Origin of the sequence: Sphingopyxis sp. H053, from assembly GCF_001468225.1 — a bacterium.
GTDB lineage: Bacteria > Pseudomonadota > Alphaproteobacteria > Sphingomonadales > Sphingomonadaceae > Sphingopyxis.
This window is the reverse complement of record NZ_LNRU01000004.1, coordinates 435,522-459,476: the sequence shown is the minus strand read 5'-3', so window position 1 is coordinate 459,476 and position 23,955 is coordinate 435,522. Positions and strand designations below refer to the sequence as shown.

General features: G+C 64.5%; 17 protein-coding genes. 10 read left to right on the top strand and 7 right to left on the bottom strand.

The genetic code is table 11. From position 1 onward, the window contains the following. Positions 1–99: 99 nt before the first annotated feature. From ATE70_RS10265 to glnA, 3 genes are all read left to right on the top strand, one after another. Positions 100–2,286, top strand: a complete 2,187-nt coding sequence (locus ATE70_RS10265) for a PQQ-dependent dehydrogenase, methanol/ethanol family (RefSeq protein ID WP_058537805.1) — start codon at positions 100–102, stop codon at positions 2,284–2,286. Positions 2,287–2,514: 228 nt separating this feature from the next. Continuing rightward, positions 2,515–2,853, top strand: a complete 339-nt coding sequence (locus ATE70_RS10260; RefSeq protein WP_058537804.1) for a P-II family nitrogen regulator — start codon at positions 2,515–2,517, stop codon at positions 2,851–2,853. 71 nt (positions 2,854–2,924) lie between these two features. Continuing rightward, the gene (glnA, locus tag ATE70_RS10255) at positions 2,925–4,337 is read left to right on the top strand and encodes a type I glutamate--ammonia ligase (RefSeq protein ID WP_056368135.1); all 1,413 of its coding nucleotides are present in this window, start codon (positions 2,925–2,927) and stop codon (positions 4,335–4,337) included. Between the two features lie 65 nt (positions 4,338–4,402). On the opposite strand, the gene ATE70_RS10250 is transcribed toward glnA, so the two are convergent. Together ATE70_RS10250 and ATE70_RS10245 are read right to left on the bottom strand one after the other, a co-directional pair. Continuing rightward, positions 4,403–5,053 carry a hypothetical protein gene (locus ATE70_RS10250; protein ID WP_156419838.1) on the bottom strand — a complete coding sequence of 217 codons (651 nt, stop codon included), beginning with the start codon at positions 5,051–5,053 and terminating at the stop codon, positions 4,403–4,405. Between the two features lie 5 nt (positions 5,054–5,058). Next, positions 5,059–5,271 (bottom strand): helix-turn-helix transcriptional regulator, encoded by a 213-nt coding sequence (locus tag ATE70_RS10245; RefSeq protein ID WP_058537802.1) that lies wholly within the window; start codon positions 5,269–5,271, stop codon positions 5,059–5,061. Between the two features lie 155 nt (positions 5,272–5,426). On the opposite strand from ATE70_RS10245, the gene ATE70_RS25160 reads away from it, so the two are divergent. From ATE70_RS25160 to argJ, 6 genes are all read left to right on the top strand, one after another. Next, on the top strand, positions 5,427–5,936 hold the full coding sequence (locus ATE70_RS25160) for a hypothetical protein (RefSeq protein WP_197411427.1): 510 nt from the start codon (positions 5,427–5,429) through the stop codon (positions 5,934–5,936). Positions 5,937–6,040: 104 nt separating this feature from the next. Then, the gene (locus ATE70_RS10235) at positions 6,041–7,525 is read left to right on the top strand and encodes a PQQ-dependent sugar dehydrogenase (protein ID WP_058537800.1); all 1,485 of its coding nucleotides are present in this window, start codon (positions 6,041–6,043) and stop codon (positions 7,523–7,525) included. Positions 7,526–7,577: 52 nt separating this feature from the next. Continuing rightward, a complete protein-coding gene (locus ATE70_RS10230) occupies positions 7,578–8,189 on the top strand; it encodes a flavodoxin family protein (RefSeq protein ID WP_058537799.1) in 612 nt (203 codons plus the stop codon). A 145-nt stretch (positions 8,190–8,334) separates the two neighbouring features. Then, positions 8,335–9,645: a M20/M25/M40 family metallo-hydrolase gene (locus ATE70_RS10225; protein WP_058537798.1), complete on the top strand. Its 1,311-nt coding sequence runs from the start codon at positions 8,335–8,337 to the stop codon at positions 9,643–9,645. 95 nt (positions 9,646–9,740) lie between these two features. Beyond that, positions 9,741–11,174: an aldehyde dehydrogenase family protein gene (locus tag ATE70_RS10220; RefSeq protein WP_058537797.1), complete on the top strand. Its 1,434-nt coding sequence runs from the start codon at positions 9,741–9,743 to the stop codon at positions 11,172–11,174. Between the two features lie 160 nt (positions 11,175–11,334). After that, positions 11,335–12,561, top strand: coding sequence for a bifunctional glutamate N-acetyltransferase/amino-acid acetyltransferase ArgJ (argJ, locus tag ATE70_RS10215; protein ID WP_058537796.1), 1,227 nt, complete (start codon positions 11,335–11,337; stop codon positions 12,559–12,561). 101 nt (positions 12,562–12,662) lie between these two features. On the opposite strand, the gene ATE70_RS10210 is transcribed toward argJ, so the two are convergent. The 5 genes from ATE70_RS10210 to ATE70_RS10190 all read right to left on the bottom strand — a co-directional run bounded on the left by ATE70_RS10210 (position 12,663) and on the right by ATE70_RS10190 (position 22,488). Next, on the bottom strand, positions 12,663–14,705 hold the full coding sequence (locus tag ATE70_RS10210) for a glycoside hydrolase family 97 protein (protein ID WP_058537795.1): 2,043 nt from the start codon (positions 14,703–14,705) through the stop codon (positions 12,663–12,665). After that, positions 14,705–16,345, bottom strand: coding sequence for an alpha-amylase family glycosyl hydrolase (locus ATE70_RS10205; RefSeq protein WP_058537794.1), 1,641 nt, complete (start codon positions 16,343–16,345; stop codon positions 14,705–14,707). Before ATE70_RS10205 ends, ATE70_RS10210 begins: the two co-directional genes overlap by 1 nt. Continuing rightward, on the bottom strand, positions 16,345–18,159 hold the full coding sequence (locus ATE70_RS10200; RefSeq protein ID WP_197411426.1) for an alpha-amylase family glycosyl hydrolase: 1,815 nt from the start codon (positions 18,157–18,159) through the stop codon (positions 16,345–16,347). The genes ATE70_RS10205 and ATE70_RS10200 overlap by 1 nt, the downstream gene beginning before the upstream one ends. After that, a complete protein-coding gene (locus tag ATE70_RS10195) occupies positions 18,156–19,664 on the bottom strand; it encodes a tryptophan halogenase family protein (RefSeq protein ID WP_269433255.1) in 1,509 nt (502 codons plus the stop codon). Before ATE70_RS10195 ends, ATE70_RS10200 begins: the two co-directional genes overlap by 4 nt. A gap of 73 nt (positions 19,665–19,737) precedes the next feature. After that, complete coding sequence (locus ATE70_RS10190) at positions 19,738–22,488, bottom strand: TonB-dependent receptor (protein ID WP_156419604.1); 2,751 nt, start codon at positions 22,486–22,488, stop codon at positions 19,738–19,740. A gap of 318 nt (positions 22,489–22,806) precedes the next feature. On the opposite strand from ATE70_RS10190, the gene ATE70_RS10185 reads away from it, so the two are divergent. Continuing rightward, entirely contained in the window at positions 22,807–23,841 is a 1,035-nt protein-coding gene (locus ATE70_RS10185) for a LacI family DNA-binding transcriptional regulator (RefSeq protein ID WP_058537792.1), read from the top strand. Positions 23,842–23,955 lie beyond the last annotated feature (114 nt).

The following is a 23,955-nucleotide window of genomic DNA, read 5'->3' as shown; positions in this document are numbered from 1 at the left end:
CCCTCCCCCCACCCCCCATTTTCCCGCTTGCACCCGTGCGCCTTCGCGCGCAGTCTTGACGTTAACGTCAACGATAGGCGTCGAACGGGAGAGCAAGGGATGGCGAAACGGGTCTGGACGGCCGCGCTGCTGGGCTGCGCGGCACTGGCATTGGCTTCATGCAACGCATCGAAGAACGACAGCATCTCAGGCGGCGGATCGCTCGACGACGCCGAAAAGGCCAGCGAGACCCTGCTCAAGACCGGCGGCAACGGCGATAACTGGGGCGCGATCGGCTTCAGCTACGACGAGCAACGCTTCAGCCCGCTGACCGATATCAACGACAAGAATGTGGGCGAGCTCGGCATCGCGTGGACCGCCGACCTCGAGGATGCGCGCGGACAGGAAGCAACCCCGGTCGTCGTCGACGGCGTGATGTATGTCACCCACGCCTGGTCGAAGGTATCCGCCTGGGACGCCGCGACCGGCAAGTCCTTGTGGAAATTCGATCCCAAGGTCCCCGGCGAGCGCGCGGTTTCGGCCTGCTGCGACGTCGTCAACCGCGGCGTCGCCGTGTGGGGCGACAAGCTGTATGTCGGCGCGCTCGACGGCCGCCTGATCGCGCTCGACAAGAAGACAGGCAAGGAGCTGTGGTCGACGCAGACCTTTGACGCGTCGAAACCCTATACGATCACCGGCGCGCCGCGCGTCGTGAAGGATATGGTGCTGATCGGCAACGGCGGCGCCGAGTTCGGCGTACGCGGTTATGTCACCGCCTATGACGCCGACACCGGCAAGGAACGCTGGCGCTTCTACACCGCGCCGAATCCGACGAAGGCGAAGGATGGCGCCGCATCGGACGACATTTTCGCGAGCAAGGGCAATGCGACCTGGTCCGACAAGGGCGAATGGCAGACCTCGGGCGGCGGCGGCACCGTGTGGGACGCGATCGTTTACGACAAGGATCTCGACCAGATCTACCTCGGCGTTGGCAACGGCAATCCTTGGAACCATGGCACGCGTTCGAATGGCGAGGGCGACAACTGGTTCCTCTCGTCGGTCGTCGCGCTCGATGCCACGACCGGCAAATATAAGTGGCACTATCAGGAAACCCCGGCCGAAACGTGGGATTATACCGCGACCCAGCCGATCATCCTCGCCGAGCAGGCGGTGAACGGCAAACCGGTCAAGGTGCTCTACCACGCGCCGAAGAACGGCTTTTTCTTTACGATCGACCGCAACAACGGCAAGCTGATCGACGCCAAGCCCTTCGTCGACGGGATCAACTGGGCGACGGGCTACGACATGGCCACCGGCCGCCCGATCGAAAATCCCGAGGCGCGCTTCTACAAGACGGGTAAGCCCTTCATCGCGATCCCCGGCGCGCTCGGCGCGCATAACTGGCACCCGATGAGCTATAATCCGGCGACGGGCCTCGTCTACATCCCTGCGCAGCAGATCCCGCAAGGCTATCTCGCCGACATGACCGAGCTCGACAAGCGCAAGGTCGTCGGCTTCAATATCGGTTCGTCGCTGACCGCGACGATGATGCCCGACGACAAGGCGGCGTATCGCGCCGCGGTCGCCGCCACGACCGGCCGCCTCGTCGCCTTCGACCCGCGCACCGGCAAGGTCGCGTGGGCGGTCGACCATCCCGCGGCGTGGAACGGCGGCACGATGACGACCGCGGGCAATCTCGTCTTCCAGGGCACAAGCACCGGGCGCTTCCGCGCCTATGCCGCCGACACCGGCAGGCAATTGCTCGATCTCGACATGCAGTCGGGGATCGTCAGTGCGCCGTCGACCTTCCGCGCCGGCGGCGTCCAATATGTCGCCTTCCAGACGAGCAAGGGCGGCGCCTTCCCGCTCGTCGCCGGGGTTGCGGGCGGCGTGACGCGCAAGGTCCCCAATATCCCGCGCCTCGTCGTAATGAAGATCGGCGGCACGGTGAAGCTCCCTGCCCCGCCGGCCGCGGCGGCGCTCGCGTGGAATCCGCCGCCGCAGTTCGGCACGCCCGCGCAGGTTGCGGCGGGCAAGGCGCATTTCGGCCGCTATTGCATCGTCTGTCACGGCGACAGCGCGATCGGCAACGGCTTCACCCCTGACCTCCGTGTCTCGGCCACGCTCGCCAACGCCGATGCGTGGAAGTCGGTGATCATTGACGGCGCGCTCAAGGACCGCGGCATGGTGAGCTTCGCCAGGGTGCTCACGCCCGCCGATGTCGAGGCGCTACGCGCCTATGTCATCGACCGGTCGAACTGGACCAAGGCCAATCTCGCCGACGCCTCGGCCCCGATGGGACGCTGACTGCTCAAAAATTGGGCAGTCAAAGAACGCCGTTGCCCACCCCTTGGGCAGCGGCGTTCTTTCGTTTCAAATTTCTTACCAGAACCCCGCGATTCGCCAATTGGCACGGCTTTTGATTGGTGCAAGATGGCGGGACATCGCACCGACTCGACGGCAGACCGGACCAGGCACGCCTGATCCGGCTTGACGCGCAAGGAGCGGCGGCCAGCCCAAAGGGGGACGAAAAGCGTGAAGAAGATTGAGGCGATCATCAAGCCGTTCAAGCTCGACGAAGTGAAGGAAGCGCTGCACGAAGTCGGTGTCAGCGGCATCACCGTCACCGAGGCCAAGGGTTTCGGCCGGCAGAAGGGTCACACCGAGCTGTATCGCGGCGCCGAATATGTGGTCGACTTTCTGCCCAAGGTGAAGCTGGAGGTCATCGTCGAGGACTCGATGGCCGACCGTGTGGTGGAGGCGATCGCCGCCGCCGCGCAGACCGGCCGCATCGGCGACGGCAAGATCTTCGTCATTCCGGTCGAGACGGCGCTCCGCATCCGCACCGGCGAACGCAACGAGGACGCGCTTTAATCTTTCGCACTTTTCATACCCTCAACAATCCCCGGCACGCCGGACCATTTCGCAAGAAGGAAGCATAGACGATGGCTACGAAGCCCAAGGATATCATCGCGCGGATCAAGGAAAACGACATCGAGTGGGTCGACCTGCGCTTCACCGACCCCAAGGGCAAGTGGCAGCATTTGACGATGGTCGCCTCGGTCCTCGGCGAGGACGAACTCGAAGACGGCCTGATGTTCGACGGCTCGTCGATCGAAGGCTGGAAGGCGATCAACGAGTCGGACATGATCCTGAAGCCCGATCTCGACGCCGTCTATGACGATCCCTTCTCGGCCACCCCGATGCTTGTGATCTTCTGCGACATCGTCGAGCCGTCGACCGGCGAAGGCTATGCCCGCGACCCGCGCACGACCGCGAAGCGCGCCGAGGCCTATGTCGCCTCGACCGGCATCGGCGACACCGTCTATGTCGGCCCCGAAGCCGAATTCTTCATGTTCGACGACGTGCGTTTCGAAACCGGCTATAACAAGTCGGGCTTCGAGATCGACGATATCGAACTGCCGACGAACACCGGCCGCAGCTATGAGGGCGGCAACCTCGCGCACCGTCCGCGCGCCAAGGGCGGTTATTTCCCCGTCGCGCCGGTCGACAGCGCCGTCGACATCCGCGCCGAAATGGTCTCGACCATGCTCGAACTCGGCCTGCCGTGCGACAAGCATCACCATGAAGTCGCCGCGGCGCAGCACGAGCTTGGCCTGACCTTCGGCACGCTGACCGAAACCGCCGACCGCATGCAGATCTACAAATATGTCGTGCACCAGGTCGCGCATGCTTACGGCAAGACCGCGACCTTCATGCCGAAGCCGATCAAGGACGATAACGGCAGCGGCATGCACACCCACATCTCGATCTGGGAAAAGGGCAAGCCGCTCTTCGCCGGCAACGGCTATGCCGGCCTTTCGGACATGTGCCTCTATTTCATCGGCGGCGTCGTCAAGCACGCCAAGGCATTGAACGCCTTCACCAACCCGACGACGAACAGCTACAAGCGCCTCGTCCCCGGCTTCGAAGCCCCGGTGCTGCTCGCTTATTCGAGCCGCAACCGTTCGGCCTCGTGCCGCATTCCGTACGGCGCGGGCGCCAAGTCGAAGCGCGTCGAGTTCCGCTTCCCCGACGCGATGGCGAACCCCTATCTCTGCTATTCGGCGCTGCTGATGGCGGGCCTCGACGGCATCCAGAACAAGATCCACCCGGGCGACCCGATGGACAAGAATCTGTACGACCTGCCGCCCGAGGAACTGAGCGAAGTCCCGACCGTCTGCGCATCCTTGCGCGAAGCGCTCGACAGCCTGCTCGCCGACCATGACTTCCTGCTCAAGGGCGACGTGTTCTCGAAGGATCAGATCGAAGCCTATGTCGAGCTGAAGTGGGACGAAGTCTATCGTTTCGAACAGACCCCGAGCCCGGTCGAGTTCGACATGTACTACAGCGCCTGATCCTTACGGCTCAGCAACGCTAAGGAGGGCGTCCGGTTCGGGGGAACCGGGCGCCCTTTTTCGTATCAGCGCGTCATCATACCGCGCCGCCCGATCGCAACGAACGCGCCAAGGAGCATCATCGCTGCGAGCGTCGAGACGACGTCGATCGGGGTCAGCGTTACGCCCCAGCCGAGAAAATCGGCGGCCGCCCACATAGTGAGCAGCGCCCAGCTGAGGCAAAACGCCCAGAAGCAGCCTTCGAGTCCCAGCTGGTGATTCAATTCGTCGAAATCGTTCCGCCAGCGCCACGATGCAATCGCGCCGCCGGAGAAGGCAATCAGCAACAAACCCATGGCGACGCCGGGCGGGACAGGTCCGGCAGCGAAACCGGGGCCGCGCGCCAGCGCCAGCAAGACGAGCACCAAGCCGATCGCCGCCATCGTCACGGTCGATCGGATCATACCCCGCCGTTCGTCGCGCAGTTCGTCGGCGTCGCCGACATTCAGCAAGGCCGCGCCGGCTCGCGGTGCTGCGAGGCCGAAGCTGACGAGCGCGGCCATCAGCGCATAGACGACGCCCACGGCGCCCAGCGCGAGGCGCGAGGGCCCCATCGCATCGAGCAGGTCCGATCCTGCAGCGGCCAGCAGGGCCGCCATCGCGGCGCCGCCAATGAATGCACCAACCAGCATCCGCATCGCCGATCGTTTCCACGTTGCGGGCTGGTTCTCGGTCATGCTGTTCATCCTTCAATCTCCGGTGTCCAATGATCGATAAACAGTTCGCGCACCTCGAGCCCAAACAGGCGGGCCATGCGAAGCGCGAGCGGCAGGCTGGGGTCGTATTTGTCGGTTTCGACCGCATTGATCGTCTGACGCGACACGCCGAGCCGGCGGGCCAGTTCGCCCTGGCTCCACGCCGCCTTCTCCCGATATTCGCGAACCCGATTTTCCAACAGCCGACGCCCCTCCTGTAAAGAGTTCTTTACATAACACCAGCTGAGCTGTCAAACATTCTTTACAGCCCTCAATCCTTCGCGATTACGCTTTGGTAAGCCGTGCGTGCTAAGAGGAGGCCTGTCTTTTCCGGGGGAAATGCTCGATGTTTCGCATGATAATTCCGATTGCCGCGATGCTGCTGGCGACCGGCTGCGGCAAGATGGCCGAACTGGTGAACCAGACGCGGACCGTCGCGGCGCCGCGCGAACAGGTGTTCGCCAAGATGTTCGGCAACGACAGCGCCTTCACCGGCCTGCCGCTCGTCACCAACGGCGGGTCGACGCGCCTCTACGAACTTGTCGTGCAAAAGGGCGAGCCCGGGTTCGAACAAATGGTGCCCGACGAGCGGCCCGATGCGCAAAAGGTAAAAATTGCGGTCGCGATGGAAATCCCGCGCGAAGCGCATCTGATCTACAGCGTCGACGACGGGGCGCTGACGACGGGGCTGAAATTCACGTTCGACGAAATGGCGCCCGATCGCACCAAAGTCGCCTTCACGATCGACGATCTGACGGGACATGGGTCGAAAGGACTTATGGTCAACCGTTCCGCGCTGCAGAAGATCGCCCGCGACGCGCTCGACAAGCTCGACGATTTCGAAGAGGTCAAAGAACCCGCCTGAGGCGGCAGCGTTCCAACAATATTGAAAACCGGCGGACTTGTGGTCGCCGCCGGCGAATGGCAGGTTGCATTTTGGGTGGGCTCAATCGCGAAAGGCTATTTGCCATGCGGATGCGCGTCCTTGCTGCCCTCACCCCCTTGATCCTGGCCTCGTGCGGCGGCGGCGGAAGTGGCGGCGGCGGCACCCCGCCTGCTGCGAACGTCCCGCCGACTTTCACCTCGCTCCAGACCGCCAGCGTGACCGAAAATACCGCCGCCGCCTATCAGGCGACCGCGAGCGATCCCAACGGCGACGCGCTGACCTTTGCGATCGACGGCGGCGCTGACGCGGCGCTGTTTTCAATCACGGCCGCCGGCGCACTGCGCTTCAACAGCGCGCCCGATTACGACCTGCCCGGCGATGCCAATGGCGACAATGTCTATACGGTCCAGCTCCGCGTCAGCGACGCCAGCGCCAGTGCGACGCAAACGGTCAACATCACCGTCACCAACAGCCGCGAGGGCATCGCTGTCGCGCGCGTCGGCACCGGTTTCAGCCAGCCAACCTATGTTCTCGGCATTCCGGGCAGCAGCGACGTCTATGTGCTGGAAAAGGCCGGCAGGGTCTATCGCCTGAATCCCTCGACCGGCGTGAAGACATTGCGCTTCACGGTCGGCGATCTCTCGATCGACGGAGAGCGCGGATTGCTGAGCATGGCGCTGCTACCGAATCCGGCGAATTCCGATCGCTTCATGATCTATTGCACCAATGCCGCGGGCGATATCGAGATTCGCGAATATGGAACCCTCTCCGGAACACCGCAAATATTGGCGAGACTCACGATACCGCATCCCGGCGCGAATAATCATAATGGCGGTTCGATGGTCTTCGGTCCCGACGGCTTTCTCTATGTCGGGGTGGGCGACGGCGGCGGCGCGGGCGATCCCGGCAACAATGCCCAGAACCCCAATTCACGGCTCGGCAAGATATTGCGGATCAGGGTCGTCGAAGATCCCTATGCGGGTGCGTCGCCGACCTTTTTCACCCCGGCGCCCGGCAACCCCTATATCGGCGGGGGTGGCGATCCGTACGTCTATGCACTTGGCCTCCGCAATCCGTTCCGTACCTCCTTCTCGGGCTCGGCGCTGATCATCGGCGACGTTGGGCAAGGCGCGGTCGAAGAAATCGACCTGGTGACGACCACCGCGCCGGGGCTGAACTTCGGCTGGCGCTTCAAGGAAGGGACCCAGCCTTTCACCGGCACGGCACCCGGCGGGCTCACCGACCCGGTCGCCGAATATGGCCATGGCAGCGGTCCGCGGCAGGGCAATTCGATCACCGGCGGCTATGTCTATCGCGGCCCGGTGACGTCCTTGCAGGGTCAATATGTCTTCGCCGATTTCGTCTCGGGCAATATCTGGTCGGTGCCTTTCGCCAGCCTCGTCCCCGGCCAGACGCTCGCCTCCTCGCGCTTCGCGCGGCGGAACGAGGATTTTGCACCCGACGCCGGGACGCTGAATTCGATCGCCTCGTTCGGCGAGGACAGCGCGGGCAACCTCTTCCTCATCAGCATCGGCGGCGATATTTTCATGGTCCGCCCCGGAACCTGAGCGGGTTCCCGGCTATTTCCTTGCGGGGGGTGCCAGCCCGCAAGGAAATGACATGCCTGCTCCCCTGACTGCCGCCGCCATCAACTGCTCGCTTTCGGCCAAGGGCCGAGCCAGTTCGACCGACGCAATGATCGCGGTGCTCGCCGAACATTTCGCCGCGCTGGACGTGACGGTCGCCGACCCGATCCGGATCGCCGCGCACAACGTCAAATGGGGCGTGACCTCAAACCAGGGGCCAGACGACGACTGGCCGAAAATTCGCGAGCAGATCCTTGCCGCCGATATCTTGATCTTCGGCACCCCGATCTGGATGGGGCAGGCGTCGAGCGTCGCCAAGCTCGTGATGGAGCGCATGGACGCCTTCCTGTCGGAAACCGGCGATCAGGGCCGCATGCCGAGCTATTCGAAGGTCGCGGTCGCGGCGATCGTCGGCAATGAGGACGGCGCGCACAATGTCTCGGCGCAAATCTTCCAGGCGCTGAACGATGTCGGCTGGACGATCCCCGCGGTCGCCGCCTGCTATTGGGTCGGCGAGGCGATGGGATCGACCGACTTCAAAGATCTCGAGCATCGCCCGCGCAAGGTGACCGAAACCGCGAAAATGGTCGCCGCCAACGCGGCGCATCTTGCAAGATTGCTCAAGCAGGCACCCTATCCCGGCTGAGCGCTTGCGCCCGGGTCGCAAGCGAGGCACAAACCATCCCGTCGCCCCCGCGAAGGCGGGGGCCGCTATCGGCCTTGAGCCACGTCTCCAGCGGCCCCCGCCTTCGCGGGGGCGACGACTTGTAACGCACGAGCCGGAGTCCCCCATGAAATCACTGCCCTTTGCCGCCCTCATCGCCTTTCAACTCGCGCTCGCCCCGACGGCTCAGGCGAAGCTCGGCAAGGCCGAAAGCGCGATGGCAAAGACGGTCGCAGCGGAACAGGACCGCAACCTCGCGCTGCTCGAAAAGCTCGTCAATCAGAACAGCGGCTCGCTCAATCTCGAAGGGGTCGAGAAGGTCGGGCAAATGATGCGCGCCGAACTCGAACCGCTCGGTTTCAAGGTCGAATGGAAGCCGATGCGCGACACCGGCCGTGCGGGCCATCTGATCGCGACGCATGTCGGCAAACCCGATGCCAAGCGGCTGCTGCTGATCGCGCATCTCGACACGGTGTTCGAACCCGACTCGCCCTTCCAGAAATTCGTCCGCAAAGGCGATATGGGCGAAGGCCCCGGCGCGGGCGACGACAAGGGCGGGATGGTCGTGATCGTCGCGGCGCTGCGGGCGATGCAGGCCGCGGGAACGCTGAAGGATGCCAATATCGAAATCCACATGACCGGCGACGAGGAGGATTCGGGCACCCCGATCGAGAAGGCCCGCGCGGACCTGATCGCCGCGGGCAAGCGCAGCGACGTCGCGCTCGATTTCGAGGGGCTCGTGCGAGATAATGGTGCCGACATGGGATCGGTCGCGCGGCGCTCGTCGGACAGCTGGACGGTCACCGCGACGGGCAAGAGCGCGCACAGTTCGGGCATCTTCAGCGCCGCGGCGGGCGACGGCGCGATCTATGAACTCACGCGCATCATCCACCGTTTCCGCACCGAGCTGCCCGAGCCGAACCTGACCTTCAACGTCGGGCTGATCGCGGGCGGGCAGCAGGCCGATCTCGACGCGGGCGGCATCCGCGCGACGGTGACCGGCAAGACCAACATCATCGCACCCGTAGCGGTCGCGCGCGGCGACCTGCGTGCGCTGTCGCCCGAACAGATCGCGCGCGTGAAGGCGAAGATGGCGGCGATCGTCGCCGAGCATGCCCCCGGCACCGACGCAAAGATCGCCTTCGACCCCGGCGGCTATCCATCGATGGCGCCGACCGACGGCAACCGCGCGCTGCTCACGAAATTGAACGGGGTGAACCGCGACCTCGGGCTCGCCGAAATGGCGCCGCTCGATCCGCTGAAGCGCGGCGCGGGCGACATCAGCTTCGTCGCCGCCGATGTCGACGGGCTCGCGGGACTCGGGCCGTACAGCACCGGCGACCATGCCCCGGGCGAGGCGGTCGATATCCCGAGCATCGCGCGCCAAGCGACGCGCGCTGCCATCCTGATGTCACGCCTTTCTGCTGAAAAACGCTGACCTGCCGCAATTGGCAGTTGGCCTTTGCTTGATTCATCCGCCACAGTGATTAGGTAGCAATCCGAGACGGATTCACCGCCGATGGGAGACAGGACATGAGCACCGAAACGCATCTCAAGCAGAATTACATCGGCGGCCGCTGGGTCGACAGCAAGGGCGGCAAGCCGCACGACGTCATCAACCCGGCAACCGAAGAGGCCGCCTCGACGATCGTCCTCGGCACCGCCGCCGACGTCGACGACGCCGTCGCCGCGGCGCGCGAAGCGCTCAAGAGCTGGTCGCAGACGACGCGCGAGGAACGGCTCGACCTGCTGAACCGCATCGTCGAGGAATATAAGAAGCGCGCACCCGACCTTGCCAAGTCGATGGCGAGTGAAATGGGCGCTCCGGTCAGCTTCGCGGGCACCGCGCAGGTCGGCGCGGGCATCGGCGGCTTCCTCGGCACCATCGCGGCATTGAAGGATTTTGCCTTCACCGAAAAATATGCCGCGGGCGTCATCGCCTACGAACCGATCGGCGTCGTCGGCATGATCACGCCGTGGAACTGGCCGCTCAACCAGATCGCATTGAAGGTCGCCCCCGCGCTTGCCGGCGGCAACACGATGGTGCTGAAACCGTCGGAAGAATGCCCCGGCAACGCGACGATCTTCGCCGAAATCCTGGATGCGGCGGGCGTGCCGCCGGGCGTCTTCAACCTCGTCCAGGGCGACGGCCCGACCGTCGGCAATGCGATTTCGGCGCACCCCGGCATCGAAATGGTGAGCTTCACCGGATCGACCCGCGCGGGCATCCTCGTCGCCAAGGCGGCGGCCGACACGGTGAAGCGCGTCCATCAGGAACTCGGCGGCAAGTCGCCGAACATCGTCCTGCCCGACGCCGATTTCGCCGCCGTGTTGCCGCCGACGGTGCAGGGCGTGCTCGTCAACACCGGCCAGAGCTGCATCGCGCCGACGCGGATCCTCGTCCAGAAGGATCGGGAAGCCGAAGCCGCCGGCTTCATCAAGGCGATGTTCGACGGCACCTCGGTCGGCGACCCGCAGGCCGAGGGCGGCCATATCGGCCCCGTCGTCAACAAGGCGCAGTTCGACAAGATCCAGGGCCTGATCCAGTCGGCGATCGACGAAGGTGCGACGCTCGAGACCGGCGGCACCGGTCTCCCGTCGAACGTCAACCGCGGCTATTATATCAAGCCGACGGTCTTCTCGGGCGTCACGCGCGATATGCGCATCGCCAACGAGGAAATCTTTGGCCCCGTCGCGACGATCATGGCCTATGGCGACCTCGACGAAGCCGTCGATATCGCCAACGACACCGAATATGGCCTGTCGGCCGTGATCTCGGGCGATCCCGCCAAGGCCGCCGACGTGGCACCGAAGCTGCGCGCCGGCATGGTCGCGGTCAACGCGTGGGGCCCCGGCCCGGGCGCGGCGTTCGGCGGCTACAAGGCGTCGGGCAACGGCCGCGAAGGCGGTCTGTTCGGCCTCAAGGATTTCATGGAAGTGAAGTCGATCAGCGGCATTCCGGGCTGATAATCTTTTCCCCTCCCGCTTGCGGGAGGGGTCGGGGGTGGGCCAGCAACGTCGCCATGCCCACCCCGCTGCGACCAATGAGCAAGCTCGCAAGTCTCACTGCCCCTCCCGTTTACGGGAGGGGTTTTGCTTTGGGCGAACTGCGATTAAGCGCGTCCCCATGACCACCCGCTCGCCGCTCGCCCCCGACTCATTCCCGGCCCTCCCCGACATCGCCGGGGTCGCGCGCCGCGTCGCGCGCGCGCAGTACAAGAATTGGGACCGCTGCGACCTCACCTATGTCGAGCTAACCCCCGGCACCACCGTCGCCGGGGTGTTCACGCGCAATGTGTGCTGCTCGTCCGAAGTCGAGCTCGGCCGCGAACAGGTCAAGGGCGGCAGCGGCCGCGCGCTGATCGTCAACGCGGGCAACAGCAACGCCTTCACCGGCTATCGCGGGCGCGAAGCGGTCGAGCAGATCATGGAACAGGTCGCGGGGCATATCGGTTGCGAGCCGAGCGAAGTGTTCGTCAGCTCGACCGGCGTCATCGGCGTGCCCTTGCCCAAGGACAAGGCGCGCGCCGGGGTCGAAGCTGCGCTGATCGCCCAGCCATGCTCGTGGGAAGCCGCCGCCGAAACCATCGGCACCACCGACACCTTCGCCAAGGGCTCGGGCGCGAGCGCGATCGTCGGTGGCACGACCGTCCATGTCGCGGGCATCGTCAAGGGATCGGGCATGATCGCGCCCGACATGGCGACGATGCTCGGCTATATCTTCACCGACGCCGCGGTCGCTCCTGCGCTGTTGCAGGCGATGCTCAGCGAGGCGACCGGCGGTAGCTTCAACAGCATCACCGTCGACAGCGACACCTCGACCAGCGACACGGTGCTGCTCTTCGCGACCGGGCAAGCAGGCAACGCCGTGCTAACCACGCGCGACGATCCGGGCGCCGACGCGCTCTATGCCGCGATCCGCGAGGTCGCGCTCGACCTTGCACAACAGGTCGTGCGCGACGGCGAAGGCGCGTCGAAGTTCATCGAGATACACGTCACCGGCGCCATCAGCGATGTCAGTGCCAAGCGTGTCGCGCTCGCGATTGCCAATTCGCCGCTGGTCAAGACCGCGATCGCGGGTGAGGACGCGAACTGGGGCCGCGTCGTGATGGCGGTGGGCAAGGCGGGCGAACCCGCCGACCGCGACCGTCTCGCGATCCGCTTCGGCGATCATTGGGTGGCGAAGGACGGGCTACCCGTCGATGGCTATGACGAAGCGCCGGTTGCGGCGCACCTCAAAGGTCAAAACATCCGCGTCGGCGCCGACCTGGGGCTCGGCGAAGGCCGCGCGACCGTTTGGACGTGCGACCTCACCCACGGATATATCAGCATCAACGCCGACTATCGGAGCTGATGATCGCCTCCAATAATGTCATACACGGCTCTAAGTTTGTGAATTTCTCCGAGTTTGGATCCTGCCGCTGTACGCCGCTGCCTGACCGTGCGACGCCTTCATCAGTCCCGTGAAAGTCGCATCGCGGCGCCCCCGCCCGGTGCGAGCCAGAGCTTGTAGCTGTCGCCCTTCTTCACCTTGATTCTGTCATAGGCGATGCGGTGCCGCGCGTCGGTCAGATAGGTGGCGCCCTCGCCATCCTTCCAGATCGTGGCGGTATAGGTTTTCCCCGGTTCGAGGAAATCGAAGCGCAGCGTCAGCGTGCGTTCGGTTGCGTCGTTGACCCCGCCGACATACCAGTCGGCGCTGCTGCGGTCCTTGCGCGCGAAGATCGCATAATCGCCAACTTCGCCCGCGATCAGGCGGCTTTCGGACCAGTCGGCGGGGACCGCCTTGATGAACTCCAGCTCGCGCGGATGCGCTTCCAGATTCTCGACGAAATCGGCCGCCATCTGGATCGGCGAATAGATGGCGAGGTAAAGCCCGAGCTGCTTTGCCAGCGTCGAGGCGAGCGGCGCCTTGTTCGCGCCCTCGAGGCTCAGCACGCCGGGGGTGAAGTCCATTGGCCCCGACAGCATGCGCGTATAGACGAGCGTCGGTTCATGGTCCGGGCCGTTCGCGAAGGCGCCCCACGCGTTATACTCCATGCCGCGCGCCCCTTCACGGGCGACCCAATTGGGATAGGTACGACGCAGGCCCGTATCCTTGATCGGTTCGTGCGGATTGACCGCAACATGATATTTCGCCGCAGTCTCGACCACCTTGAGATGATGCTGCACCTGGCGCTGGCCGTCGTGCCATTCCATCGCGGTGGCCCCGGGCGTGGCACCCGGCGCGATGATCCCGCCAGCGTCGGCGACATAGCCGGTCTTCACCGTCCCGACGCCGAGCTGGCCATAGAGCTTCATCGCATCGTCGAGCTGCGCCTCATAGACCGCGACATTGCCGCCGGTTTCATGGTGGCCGATCAGCTGCACGCCCTTTTTGCGCGCATAGTCGGTCACCGCCTTCAGGTCGAAATCGGTGGTCGCCTCGGTAAAGCTGAACTCGTCGCCATGGCCGAACCAATTGCCGTTCCAGCCCTTGTTCCACCCTTCGACCAATACGCCGCCAAAGCCGTGCTTCGCCGCGAAGTCGATATATTGCTTCGTCCGCTCGGTCGTCGCGCCATGCTTGGGCCCCTCGGCCCAGCTCCAGTCGCCGCGGATCATCCCCCACCAGATGCCGATATATTTCATCGGCTTGAACCAGCTGACATCGCCCAGCTTGTTGGGTTCGTTGAGGTTGAGTTCGAGGTCGCTTTCGACCAGCCCCGCCGCATTGTCGGCGATGCGGATCGTGCGCCACGGCGTCACGAACGGCAGGTCGCGGACGACGCGTGCGCCCTTTGAGGATGGTGACAGCGTCGCGCGGAACTTTTGTCCCTCGGCTCGCTTGAACCACATGCCGGCATAGTCGACGAGGGCGGCTTCGTGGAACGCCAGATGCGTCCCGTCGTCGAGGCGCATCGTGATCGGGGTGTGCGCGGTCGCGACCGCGTCTATCGGCGTTTTTTGATAGATTTGCTCGTAGCGGTTCCACTCGCCGCCGGTGATCCACCACGCGGTACCTTTGGGCGCGATGTCGAATTCGGTGATTTCGTCGATGATCTTCGCGGTCTTGAGTCCCGCCTGCTCGGGCAGTTCGTAGCGGAAGCCGATGCCGTCGTCGAAGAGGCGGAAGCGGACGTTCATCGCGTGGCCGCCCCAGCTCTTGTCCTGACGGAAGCGGACGAGCAGTTCGATATGCCGGTCACGGACGAAGCGGCGCTCGCCCCACGGCTGTTCCCAGCGCGTGTCGCCGCTCGCGCGCTCGACGCTTTCGATCGCAAAGCCGCGTTGCAGCCCGATGCGGTCGGCGAGGATGAAACCGAGCTTCGACGGCGCGATCAACAGCTTGCCCCTCCGCGACAGCGACCAGGTCGGCCGCTGGTCATTGTCGGTCGAAACCGTCAGCACGATAGCGCCGTCGGGCGACGATGCCGTCTGTTCGGGCCGCGTATCCTGCGCGAAGGCGGGCGCCGCTGCCACGGCGAGCAGCGGGAGGGCGGCGAACAGGCTACGCATCAATTTGTTCCTTCGAGTTTCAGCCAGAGAGCACCGCACGGCGGCAGATGCGCCGGATCGGCGCCGTTGAGGGCGGCGATGGGCGTGCCGCCCTGCCCGTGGTCAGCGATATCGATCGCCCTGCCACCGAGATTGAAGAGGCAGCGGATATGCTCGCCCTCCGCGATCCGATCGAAACCGAGCAGATCGCCCTCGGCAATCCAGCGCGCGTCGCGGCCGAGCCGCAGCGCCGGGTGCGCGGCGCGCAGCGCGATAAGATGGCGCGTGAGGTTGAGCAGCGAATCCGGATCACCCTGTTGCCGGTCGACCGCGAGCGCGCCGTGCGTCGAGCCGAGCGGCAACCACGGATCGGCGCTCGAAAAGCCCGCATGATTTTCGCCCGCCGCCCACGGCAGCGGCGTGCGCGCGCCATCGCGCGACAACGTAAGCGGCCAGTTCTTGAGCGCCTCGGGATCCTTCACCAGCTCGAACGGGATCTCGACCTGATCGAGCCCCAGTTCCTCGCCATTATAGAGGATGATATTGCCGCGCAGCGCGCAGAGCAGCGCCATCTTCATCCGCGCATAGGCCACGGGATCGACGCCTTCGGGGGTCCAGCGCGACACCGCGCGCGGCGCGTCGTGATTCTCAAAGGCCCAGCTCGGCCAGCCGAGCCCCGGCGCCTCGGGCCATTGTTCGGCCGCCTCGCGCACCAATTGCGGCGTCAGCCGGTCGGCATAGAGAAAGTCGAAGCCATAGGCGCTGTTCAGCCGGCTCTCGCCCGCGGTGAACAGCTTCATCTCGCGCACCGCATCGTCGCCGCCGACTTCGGCAACGGTGAAGCTGCCCGGATATTGATCGGTCAGCGCGCGGATTCGTTCGAGGAAGAGCGGGATGTCGGGGTGCGACTGGTTGTGGATTTTCTGCTGGAAATCGAACGGACGGGTGCGGACCTTGTTCGACGGCGGCGCGGGCGGATTGTCGCGAAATTCGGGATCGTGCATCGAGAAGTTTATCGCATCGATGCGAAACCCGTCGACGCCGCGGTCGAGCCAGAAACGCACAACGCCGAGCAGCGCGTCCTGCACCTCCGGGTTATGGACGTTGAGCTGCGGCTGCGAGCCCAGGAAATTATGCATATAATATTGGCCGCGCCGCGCGTCCCACGTCCACGCCGGGCCGCCGAACACCGACTGCCAGTTGGTCGGCGGCGACCCGTCGGGCTTCGCATCGGCCCAGACATACCAGTCGGCCTTGTCATTGTCCTTGCTCGCGCGGCTTTCGGCGAACCAGGCGTGACGATCGGAGGTGTGGGCGAACACAAGGTCGGTCGTGACCTTCAGCCCCAACGCATGCGCGCGCTGGATCAGCGCGTCGAAATCGGCGAGCGTGCCGAAAATCGGGTCGACGCCGCAATAGTCGGCGATGTCATAACCGAAGTCGTCCATCGGCGAGGGGTAGAAGGGCGACAGCCAGATCGCATCGACGCCGAGCGAGCCGACATAGTCGAGCCGCGCGGTGATGCCGGCAAGGTCGCCGATCCCGTCGCCGTTCGAATCGGCGAAGCTGCGCGGGTAGATCTGATAGATTGCCGCGCCCCTCCACCACGGCGCCTCTGCGGCGGCGGACAAGCTGACATTCTGGACGAGGGGCTGGGTCATTATGGCGTGGTCTTCGCTTCTTCGCTGGCCCGGCAGATGATCGTGCCAAAGGCGGGGAGAGAAAGATGGATGCTGCCCGGCGCGGCGGGGCTTGCCGGACAGTCACCGTGGAGCGCGGTAAAGCCCGCGCTTTTCATATCGATGGCAATATTCGCCGACAGCGGCGCCGCCGACGTGTTGAACGCGAGCAGCACTTCGCGGCCGGTGTCGGGATCGAAGCGCGATACCGCAAGCAATCCGGGCTTTTCAGAGAAGGCGCGAACCTTTGTCGCGCCGCGCGTCAGCGCGGGCGTCTTGCGCCGGATTTCGGACAGCGCCGCGATATGGCGATAGAGCGGATGCATGGGATCGAAGTTGGCGGTGGCGGTCGTCGCGTCGCTGCCGATCAGATCATTGTCGTTATAGGCGGCGACCTTTGAGGCAAACATGCTCTCGCGCGCGAGTTGATCCTTGTCGTCCGACACGAACCCCTGCTCATCGCCATAATAGATCGTCGGGACGCCGCGCAGCGTCAGCAGCATCGCATGGCCGAGCATCACGCGCTGGAGCAGTTCGGCCTCGCTCGCCGCGGGGTTCGCCGCTTTCACGAACATCGCAAAGCGGCCCATGTCATGATTGCCGAGGAAGGTCGGCAGCCCAAGCGCCGCCCCTGCCCCGCCCTTGTAGAGCGCGTCGCCGTCGAACAGCCGCGCGAATTCGCCGGTGCCCTTGGTGCCGCTTACCGCATCGATCGCGGCGCGTGCGAAACCGAAATCAAGCACCGCGGGCAAGCCTGCCGCGTGCGTGTACCAGGCGAGCGCGCCCGGATCGACGGCGGCGTCGACATAGACTTCGCCGAAGATGTGGAAATTGGGAATGCCGCGCGCCTTTGCGCGCGCCTGCATCGCGGGCACGAAGGCTCGCCAGAATTCGGGGTTCACATGCTTCGCCGTGTCGATGCGAAACCCGTCGATCCCGAATTCGTCGATCCAGCGGCCGTAAATGTCGATAAAGCCCTGCACGACGCGCGGGTGCTCGGTCGCGAGATCGTCGAGCCCGGCGAAGTCGCCATAGAGCGAAGATTCGCCAACCCAATCGCTGTTGCCGCGGTTGTGATAATAGATCGGGTCGTTGAGCCAGCCGGGTACCTTCGCCCGCTCCTCGCCCTTCGGCACGACGGGGGTGTAGGCGAAGCCGGAATCGGTCAGTTTTTTCCAGTTGTCGGCATCGGCGACATGGTCGCCGGCGAAGCCCGGATTGACCGGCGCGCCCTTCACCCCGCCGCGACGCGAGAAGGGATAATCGGCAAGGCTGCGATAGCGGAAGCCTCCGTCTGCGCCCTCCTTGTAGGTGATCACATCGGCGGTGTGGTTGGCGATGATGTCCATATAGACCTTCATGCCGCGCGCGTGCGCCGCGTCGACGAACGCCTTGAACTCGGCATTGGTGCCGAAATGCGGGTCGACCTGCGTGAAGTCGGTGACCCAATAGCCGTGATAACCCGCGCTTTCGTCGCCCTTCGGGCCTTGTACGGGCTTGTTCTTGAAGATCGGCGCGAACCAGATCGCGGTCGTCCCCATGCCCTGGATATAGTCGAGCCGCTTGGTGAGCCCCGCAAGGTCACCGCCGTGGAAAAAGCCCTTCGCGGTCGGGTCATAGCCGTTCTGCAGCCGGTCGCCCTTCAGCCCGCCGCGGTCGTTCTGGGGATCGCCATTCTCGAAGCGGTCGGGAAGCACAAAATAGATGATTTCGTCCTCGGGCGGGCGCTGGCGATAATCCTCGGCGGGCGCGGCGCCCGCCAGGCTCAGCGCGAGGATCGAAGCGAACAGGCTCATGCGGGTACTCCTGCCGCGCAATGCTGCGCGATAAAGTCTTCGTGGGTCGGCAGATGCGAAGCGGTGCGCGCGACGATCGTTTCGATGTCGGCGAAAAAGCCCGCCAGTTCGTCATGCGTGAGCTGGTCGGCCATCGGGTGATGGCTGCCGGGCATGATATTCTGCCCCGTCAGCACCTGGAACCAGCCGATTTCGACGAACAGTTCGTCGCCTTCGCGAACGATCTGGCCCTGACTCTGAAACAGCGCGATCTTTTGGGCGAGCGTCTCGGGAATGCCCATCTCGCGGCACCGGATCCAGAAGGGCGCGTCGGTGCGCTGGTTGGCGTGATAGTGGAGGATGACGAAGTCGCGGATGCGTTCGTAATCGAAGCTGACGCGGCGATTATAGGCGTCGATATTGGCAGCTTCGAAATCGCGACCCGGAAAATGCGCGAGCAGCTTGGCGATGCCGTTCTGGATCAGGTGGATGCTGGTCGATTCGAGCGGTTCGAGGAAACCCGATGCGAGCCCCAGCGCGACGACATTGCCGTTCCACGCACGCCTCCGCATGCCGGTCCGGAAACGCAGCGTTCGCGGATCGGCGAGCGGGCGGCCCTCGACATTGGCGAGCAGGATCGCGGTCGCCTCATCCTCGCTGATGAAGTCGCTGCAAAAGACATGGCCGTTGCCCGTCCGGTGCTGGAGCGGGATGCGCCATTGCCAGCCGGCTTTGTGCGCGATCGCCTGCGTATAGGGCCGCGCCGGGCCGGCATTTTCGCTCGGCACCGCGATCGCCCGGTCGCAAGGAAGCCACTGCGTCCAGTCCTCGAACCCGGTTTCGAGCGCCCCCTCGATCAGCAGCGCGCGAAAGCCCGAACAGTCGATGAAGAGTTCGCCTTCGATTGCGGTGCCATCTTCCAGCACGACGGCTTCGACATGGCCGCTTTCGCCACCCCGCCGGACGCTGGCGATCTTGCCTTCGGTCCGTTCGACCCCGGCGGCTTCGGAAACCTTGCGCAGATAGGCCGCATAGAGCGCGGCGTCGAAATGGAAGGCGTAAGCGATGCCGTCGAGGCTGGTGTTCGGGATCTGCGGCAACCGCGCGAAGCGGTTCTTGCGCCCCGCGCTTTCGTTCAGCGAATAATCGCCGAGCCGGCCCACGACGCCTTCGTTCCGGCCGCGGAGCCAATATTGCTGGAACGGCAGCATGCCGAGGCTGCGCCCGATCTGCCCGAACGCGTGCATATAGACATCCCCGATCCGGCCCCAGTCGTGAAACTGGATGCCGAGCTTGAACGTCCCGCCCGTTTCGCGAATGAACTCATTCTCGTCGATGCCGATCAGCGCATTGAACAGGCGGATCGCGGGGATCGTCGCCTCACCGACACCGACGGTGCCGATCTCGTCGCTTTCGACGAGCCGGATCGACAGATTGTCCATCGTCCGCGCCAGCGCCGCGGCGGCCATCCAACCCGCGGTTCCGCCGCCGACGATCACCACCTTCGTGATGCGACTGTCGCCCACCCTGTTCCTTCCCTCTCGCCAGTCCGTATCCGTGACAAGCGGGCCGACCTTGCAGGCCAGCCCGCTCATTCCGTCAGAACTTGTAAGTGATACCGGCCATGAAGTTGCGACCATAATTCTGATAGTCGCGGATCTGGCGCGGGTCATTGTTGTAATAGGTCACGAACGGCTCGTTCGTCAGGTTCGATGCCTGCAGCAGGATGCCCAGCCCCTCGAGCGCGCCGCTCTGGAAGGTGTATCCGACCTGCGCGTCGACGACGAACTCGCTCTTCGCCATGAACATGTCGCGCGCGAGGCTGATCGTCGAAACTTCGGCGAGGAATTTCGAGCGGTAGCGGCCCGACGCGCGCACCTGGAAGCCGTCCTTTTCGAAATAGGCGGTTCCGTTGATGACCCATTTCGACAGGCCGGGCATCGAGATCGCATCCTCCGTGCCTTCGCGCACGCGGCTCTTGGTATAGGAGGCGCTGCCCAGAACCCCGAAGCCGTCGAGCGCCTGGGTGAAGTTCGCGAAGGGCAGCGAGAAGGAGGCTTCCGCGCCGTAAACGCGACCGGCATTGCCGTTCAGCCACTGCTTGCTGAGCCCGGCCCGTGTTCCGGCCGTTCCGCCGTCGGGAACCTCGAAGTCGGTAAAGTCGAACGGATTGATCTGACGGTAGATGTAATTTTCGAGATATTTGTAGAAACCGCCGACCGAGACATAGCCGCCCTGCCCGAAATATTTCTCGAGCCCGATATCGACCGTGTCGGCCATCAGCGGACGCAGCTTCGCATTGCCGAGGTCGAGCGACCAGGGCGACGCGTTGACGTCGGTGTTGTTGCGCTTCGACGTGTCGAAATTGACGCCGCCGCCGGGCTTCAGCTGGTCCATGCGCGCGCGCGCCAGCACGCGCGCGGCACCGAAGCGCAGGAAGCTATTGTCGGCGAATTCGACCGAGAGGTTCATGCTGGGCAGGATGTCGGTATATTTGTCGCCGTCGGTCACCGGCGTCGACTGGGTCACGCCGCCGACGACCTGCGCGTAAAAGCTCGATCCCGTCTGGTCCGAATGAATGACCTGCACGCCGACGTTGCCGCGGATCGGCGTGCTCCCCGCATCGGCGTCGAAATTCGCCTGCACGAAGCCGGTGAGTATCTTTTCGCGGATCGTATAATCGTTGAACACGCGCGCCGGATCGAAGCCCGCGCCGTCGGTCAGATTATAATTGCCGTCATTGTAGAAACGCCAGCTGTCGAACGCGACCATGCCGGGGATGCCGATGAAGTCGAGCGACACCGGGTCATAGAGATAATCGGCGGGCACCGGGGTGTTCGCCGGATAATTTTTGCTCGTCAGCACGAAGCCGCGGTCGTCGAGGCTCTTCTTGCGGTCCGAATAATTGGCGCCGACGCGGATGCTGCTGAGCACGCCGTCGAGTTCCTGCGTCGCCTGCAGGCGCAGCGATTTCAGCTGATCCTTGACCCGCGGTGTGTTGACGAAGCCGTCCTGACAGTTGGCCACCGCGCCGCCGCAGCTGTTCCAGCCCTGCGGATCGGTGATCACGAACAAATTGGGATCGGAATAGTCGAGCGACGGGTCGAACATGATCCCGCCGTTCGGGCGCATCTCGAAGCCGAGCGCGGTTTCGCGCGCGCCGACGCCCGCGCCGCGGCCGGTGCCGAGATAGATTTCGAGATTTTCCTCGGTCTTCTTGATCCGCGAGTAGCCGAGATCGAGTTCAAGCGTCAGTTTCTCATTGGGCTTGAACTGCGTGTTCCAGCCGCCCGCGATGATCGTCGAGTTGCGGTGGACGACGTCGTTGCGCATCACTGCCTCGGTGCCCGTCCAGACGCCCTTGGTCACCAGACCGTCCTCGATCGTGAAGCCGGGCTGGAGCGTCGAATTGCCCCAGAAGAGCGGAAACTCGATGCCGCGCAGGCGCTGTTCGTCCTTGAACTTCGACCAATAGCCGTCGATCGTCGTGTGGAACTTGTCGCTCGGTTCCCATTCGACGACCGCCATCACGCCGTCGCGCTTCAGCTCATTCGATTTCACATAGGGCTTGGCGCCGCCGATGACGAAGGCGGTGTTCGTGCCGTCGGTCGCCTCGGGATAGCCCCACGCGTTGAACCGTTCCTCGGCTGTCGGCGACTGCATGCGCGCATAACCGATCGCCCAGCCGAGCGTGCCGTCGGCATTCTGGTCGATATAGGAGATGTTGGCGCGGTAGCCCTTGTTCGAAATATCGGGGTTGAGCTTGCCGAGGTCGTTGACCTCGAAGCGCGCACCGGCTGCGATCGTGCGCTTGCCATAAGCGAGCGGGCGCACCGTGCGCATGTCGATCGTGCCGCCGATCGCCTGCCCGATCAGCGACGCGTCGGGGGTCTTGTAGACGATGGCACCGTTCAGCAGTTCCGACGGATATTGGTCGAGCTCGACGCCGCGGTTGTTGCTCGCCGAAACCTGTTCGCGGCCGTTGAGCAAGGTCGTGGTGAAATCGGGAGCGAGGCCGCGGATCGACACGACATTGGCGCGGCCGTCGAGGCGCTGCGTCGCGAGGCCCGGCAGGCGCGACAGCGATTCGGCGATCGACAGGTCGGGCAGCTTGCCGATGTCTTCGGCCGAAACGACCTCGACGATCGAGGTGCTGTTCTTCTTCGCCTGGACCGAATTGGCGATCGCGCTGCGGATACCGCTGACGATGATTTCGCCGTCGGCCGGCGCCTCGTCGACCGGCGCCGTGCTCGCGTCCTGCGCCATCGCGGCGCCGGGCAGCACGGCGGTCAAGGCAAGGCCGAGCGCGATGGCGCTGGCACCGCGGCGAAGATTGGTCGGCATGGTCATATGTGGCTCCCCTGGCACGGACGGGTGGTCTTGACCCATGCATCGGGAGGGGGACGCTGGGCGTCCGTCAGGCTCCTCTCCGGCACGTGGGCTTTCCCATCTTGAGCCGCGCAATTGAAACCAATCACGCCGCGCCGCCATAGGGTATACGTATACGCATAATATGCAGCGCTGCGCCCTGTCGCAGAAATGCAACGCTTTCGGGGCCGAAAACTGCGGGACTCGGCCCCATGCAATTTCTTGGCATCCACCGGACCAATCGCTACTCTGCGGTGCGAGCGGCGGCCACCTGGAAGGCCGCGGCGCCGGGAGAGAGACATGGGGCGCCAGCCCTCGGCCAAGCCGACGAGTTTCGACATCGCCTATCTGGCGGGGGTCTCGCAGCCGACCGTGTCGCGCGCACTGCGCGGCAGCAAATCGGTCAGCGCCGCAACCCGCGCGAACATTCAGCGCATCGCGCAGGAACTCAACTACACCGTCGACAAGAACGCCTCGAGCCTGCGCTCGCAGCGCACCCACACGCTCGCCTTGCTCTTCTTCGAGGACCCGAACCCCGACGAATCGATGATCAACCCCTTCTTTCTGTCGATGCTGGGATCGATCACGCGCGAATGCGCGCGGCGCGGTTACGACCTGCTGATCAGTTTCCAGCAGATGCACAACGACTGGCACGTCACCTATCAGGACAGTCACCGTTCCGACGGCATCATCCTGCTCGGCTATGGCGACTATCAGCTCTACCTCACCAAGCTCGAGCATCTGGTCGAGATGGGGACCAAGTTCGTGCGCTGGGGATCGGTATCCGAAGACGGGATCGGGCTGACCGTCGGGTCCGACAATGTCGGCGCGGGCGAGCAGGCGGGCGCGCATCTGGTGGAAATCGGGCGGCGGCGCATCGCCTTTCTGGGTGACGCATCGGACCATGCGCCCGAATTTCAGGATCGCTATAACGGCCTGTGCCGCGCGATGCGCGCCGCGGGCCTCGAACCCGATCCGGCGCTGCAACGCGATGCGGTGTCGTCGGAGGATTCGGGCTATGCTGCCGCGCGGTCGCTGATCGAAAGCGGCCAGACTTTCGACGCCGTTTTCGCCGCGAGCGACCTGATCGCGATCGGCGCGATGCGCGCGCTGACCGAAGCAGGACTACGGCTGCCGCACGACGTCGCGGTCATCGGCTTCGACGACATCCCCGCCGCCAGCCTGACCACACCGACGCTGACCACGCTGATGCAGGATATGAAGGGCGCGGGAAGCTTGCTCGTCGACGCGCTGCTCGCACGCATCGACGACCGCCCGGTCGAACAGCGGATATTGCCGGCCCGGCTGATCCGGCGCCAGAGCACGGCCGTCTAGCTTACCCTTCGTCATCCCGGACTTGATCCGGGATCCCGCGTTTTGAGGCATCGGCTGGCTCCGACCTCAAGCGGGACCCCGGATCAAGTCCGGGGTGACGATAGTGCTGGAGTC

Bases quoted from the DNA above. Each gene is read 5' to 3' on its own strand.
- ATE70_RS10230 (WP_058537799.1), top strand. From the start codon at position 7,578: ATGCCTGCTCCCCTGACTGCCGCCGCCATCAACTGCTCGCTTTCGGCC.
- ATE70_RS10235 (WP_058537800.1), top strand. From the start codon at position 6,041: ATGCGGATGCGCGTCCTTGCTGCCCTCACCCCCTTGATCCTGGCCTCG.
- ATE70_RS10190 (WP_156419604.1), bottom strand. From the start codon at position 22,488: ATGACCATGCCGACCAATCTTCGCCGCGGTGCCAGCGCCATCGCGCTC.
- ATE70_RS10185 (WP_058537792.1), top strand. From the start codon at position 22,807: ATGGGGCGCCAGCCCTCGGCCAAGCCGACGAGTTTCGACATCGCCTAT.
- ATE70_RS10210 (WP_058537795.1), bottom strand. From the start codon at position 14,705: ATGCGTAGCCTGTTCGCCGCCCTCCCGCTGCTCGCCGTGGCAGCGGCG.
- ATE70_RS10220 (WP_058537797.1), top strand. From the start codon at position 9,741: ATGAGCACCGAAACGCATCTCAAGCAGAATTACATCGGCGGCCGCTGG.
- argJ (WP_058537796.1), top strand. From the start codon at position 11,335: ATGACCACCCGCTCGCCGCTCGCCCCCGACTCATTCCCGGCCCTCCCC.
- ATE70_RS10250 (WP_156419838.1), bottom strand. From the start codon at position 5,053: ATGACCGAGAACCAGCCCGCAACGTGGAAACGATCGGCGATGCGGATG.
- ATE70_RS10205 (WP_058537794.1), bottom strand. From the start codon at position 16,345: ATGACCCAGCCCCTCGTCCAGAATGTCAGCTTGTCCGCCGCCGCAGAG.
- ATE70_RS25160 (WP_197411427.1), top strand. From the start codon at position 5,427: ATGATAATTCCGATTGCCGCGATGCTGCTGGCGACCGGCTGCGGCAAG.
- ATE70_RS10225 (WP_058537798.1), top strand. From the start codon at position 8,335: ATGAAATCACTGCCCTTTGCCGCCCTCATCGCCTTTCAACTCGCGCTC.
- ATE70_RS10265 (WP_058537805.1), top strand. From the start codon at position 100: ATGGCGAAACGGGTCTGGACGGCCGCGCTGCTGGGCTGCGCGGCACTG.
- ATE70_RS10200 (WP_197411426.1), bottom strand. From the start codon at position 18,159: ATGAGCCTGTTCGCTTCGATCCTCGCGCTGAGCCTGGCGGGCGCCGCG.
- glnA (WP_056368135.1), top strand. From the start codon at position 2,925: ATGGCTACGAAGCCCAAGGATATCATCGCGCGGATCAAGGAAAACGAC.